This window comes from Anabaena sp. FACHB-1237 (genome assembly GCF_014696225.1).
In the GTDB taxonomy this organism is placed as follows: Bacteria; Cyanobacteriota; Cyanobacteriia; order Cyanobacteriales; family Nostocaceae; genus FACHB-1237.
In genome coordinates this window covers 1-2,713 of sequence record NZ_JACJPV010000087.1, presented here as the reverse complement: position 1 = coordinate 2,713, position 2,713 = coordinate 1, and the positions used below count along the sequence as shown (strand labels likewise).

The 2,713-nt window shown below is 27.2% G+C and carries 1 protein-coding gene and 1 pseudogene; both read left to right on the top strand.

Annotated elements, in window-relative coordinates; genetic code table 11:
* Positions 1-1,504: Eco57I restriction-modification methylase domain-containing protein (locus H6F32_RS20125; RefSeq protein ID WP_190371041.1), on the top strand; the 1,504-nt coding region annotated here is incomplete at its 5' end.
* A gap of 394 nt (positions 1,505-1,898) precedes the next feature.
* Positions 1,899-2,713, top strand: a pseudogene (locus H6F32_RS20120) (type II restriction endonuclease); the annotation flags it as partial.

The window sequence follows — 2,713 nt, the reverse complement described above, 5'->3', positions numbered from 1 at the left end:
TCTGATTCCAGAAACTAAAGCTGAGAAAACTAAGCGGGAGAAAAAAATTGCTAAGTTAAATAATGAGATTGATAAGTTAAAGGTTGAGATTGAGGATATAGAACGTGGGAAGATTTATGAAAATACGCTAGAATGGCGTTTTGAATTTCCTGAAGTGTTGAATGATGAGGGTGTTTTTGTTGGTTTTGATGTGGTTATTGGTAATCCTCCTTATATTGCTATACAGGATTTAAAAAAATCTAATTTCTTAGTTTGTAATTATTATTCTACAAATTATCAAACAGCAGGAAAAGGAAACTTTGATATTTATCTTCTTTTTGTAGAAAAAGCATTAGATTTATTAAATTCTTCAGGTTTAGTTGATTTTATTATGCCTTCTCTTTGGATTTATAATGAGTATGGAAAACCATTAAGAAGTTTAATTCTTAAATCTAAGTATTTATCGAGATTTTTAGATTTTGGTTCTAGTCAGGTTTTCCTTGATGCAACTGTTTATACAGCCTGTCAACAATTTAGTAAACAAAAAAAGGATTATTTCCAATATTTAAAAATAGAATCTTATAAATTTCAATTTCTTCAGTTTAAAGAATGGGCAAAAATTTTATTTTCTCAATTAAATGAAAACAATTGGAGTTTAGGAGAAGAAAATATTTTAAAAATTAAAAGAAAAATAGAATTAAACTCAAAATCTTTAGGTGAAATAGCACAAATTTTTGTGGGGATTCAAACTAGTGCTGATAATATTTATCATTTAAGAAAAATTTCATCAGGAATATACTATTCAAAAATACTAGATAGAGAAGTTGAAATTGAAGATTCTATAATGAAACCACTTATTTCAGGAACAGAAGCTAAACGATATAAAGTTCCTAATACTGATAAATATTTGCTTCATGTTTATCAAACAATTAATGATTTTACCTTACTTAATCTTAATATATTAAAAAGTAATTATCCCAAAGCTTTCGAGTATCTAAAAACAAATGAATCAATTTTAAGAAGTCGAGAAAATAATAAATTTGACAATGATTACTGGTATCAATTTGGAAGAAATCAAAACCTTGATAAGCAAACATTATCAAAAATAGGTATAGCACAAACAGTTTCAGATTTACAATGTTTTCTTGATGAAGATGGCAAATTTTTCTTAAATAATGTGCGCGTCAATGGTATTAAACCTATTAATGAAAATGAAGTAAATATAAAATATTTATTAGGCATTTTAAATTCTAAGGTTGCAAATTTCTATTTTAAATTAATTGGTAAACCTAAAGATAATGGTTTCTTTGAAGCAAATAAGCAATTTATTTCACCAATACCTATTAAAATTGCTAATGAAGAATATCAAAAAAATATTGAATCATTAGTTGATCAAATTCTCAACGCTAAAAAATCAGATCCCAATGCAGATACAAGCGCATTAGAAGCAGAAATTGATCAAATGGTTTATCAACTTTATAATTTAACACCAGAGGAAATTCAAATTATCGAAAGTTATAGATAATATCACCTTATCCATATCCCTAACTTCTAATATTCATTAGTTTTCCTAGGTTGGGTTAGGCGATAGCGCAACCCAACAAATGTTTAAAAATGTTGGGTTTCCTCACGTCAACCCAACCTACGCAATATCTGATTCTGACAATTTATAATTTATTGACAGGATAAAAAAGAAATCGAGGATATTATCGTTTTCAAAACTATTTGTGTTAATTCACATCCTGTAAATGCTTAAATCCTGGATATCCTGATTCTGAAAATTTAAGGCTAAAATTAAATTGTGTCCGAACAAATTATAAGATTTGTAAAAAAACAAGCTAAATTTATCTGTAAATAGGGTTTGCTGAATAATTTAGCTTTGGTTAAACTAAATTTAATCAATATCAAGGTGTGAGAAAATGAACTTATTACAGTTACCTTTTGCAAATGATAGCAATACTCTCGATAAAGGATTTTATAGCGAACTATTACATATTATCGGTTTAACGGAAATTAAAGAAGGTAGTAAAAAACTCATTCAACGCAAAAAAGAACATGATAGAAATATGGGATCATTAATAGAAAATGCTATTTCCCAAGTTGATAGTTTAGATAAAATTTCTCGTTTAGAAAAACCAGAACAATTTGGAGAAACTTATCAAGAACAACTTTTCAATCTGGGTTTAGAATTAGCAATTACTTGGATGAATAGAATCTTGTTTTTAAAATTATTGGAAGCGCAATTAATTAGATATCATAAAAATGATCTGTCTTGGGGATTTTTGAATTTAAATAAGGTGGAAAATTATGATGATCTTAATAGTCTATTTTTTAGTGTTTTAGCACGTAAACCACAGGAAAGAAGTAAAAATTTACAACAAAAATTACAAGAAAGATTTGCTCATGTTCCTTATTTGAATAGTTCTTTATTTGAACCTACAGACATTGAACAAGAAACTATTTTTATTAGTAATTTGCGAAATGAGAAATTACCAATTTTTACTGGTACTATTCTCAAAGACAATAACGGTAAAAAACTTACTGGAGAAATTAATACTTTAGAATATTTGTTTGCTTTTCTCAATGCTTACAATTTTGGTAGTGACACTGGGGAAGAAATTCAGGAAGAAAATAAAAGGTTAATTAATGCTGCTGTATTAGGTTTAATCTTTGAGAAAATTAATGGTTATAAAGATGGTTCTTTCTTTACTCCCGGTTTTATTACTATGTATAT